Origin of the sequence: Serratia proteamaculans, assembly GCF_004684015.1 — a bacterium.
GTDB classification, from domain to species: Bacteria; Pseudomonadota; Gammaproteobacteria; order Enterobacterales; family Enterobacteriaceae; genus Serratia; species Serratia proteamaculans_F.
In genome coordinates, this window is sequence record NZ_SRIA01000029.1 from 1 (window position 1) to 446 (window position 446).

The window sequence follows — 446 nt, forward strand, 5'->3', positions numbered from 1 at the left end:
GACATGGTTGATGATGAAGAGCTGCTGGAACTGGTAGAAATGGAAGTTCGTGAACTTCTGTCTGCTTATGACTTCCCTGGTGATGACCTGCCGGTTGTTCGTGGTTCAGCGCTGAAAGCACTGGAAGGCGAAGCTGAGTGGGAAGCTAAAATCATCGAGCTGGCTGGCTTCCTGGATTCTTACATCCCAGAACCAGAGCGTGCTATCGACAAGCCGTTCCTGCTGCCAATCGAAGACGTATTCTCCATCTCCGGTCGTGGTACCGTTGTTACCGGTCGTGTTGAGCGCGGTATCGTTAAAGTTGGCGAAGAAGTTGAAATCGTGGGTATCAAAGACACCGTTAAGTCTACCTGTACCGGCGTTGAAATGTTCCGCAAACTGCTGGACGAAGGCCGTGCTGGTGAGAACGTTGGTGTTCTGCTGCGTGGTATCAAGCGTGAAGACAT

1 protein-coding gene is annotated in these 446 nt (G+C 51.3%); it reads left to right on the forward strand.

The annotated features are described in order from the left end of the window. The coding region (locus tag E5C26_RS24550; protein ID WP_240776147.1) for an EF-Tu/IF-2/RF-3 family GTPase at positions 1-446 on the forward strand (446 nt) is incomplete at both ends.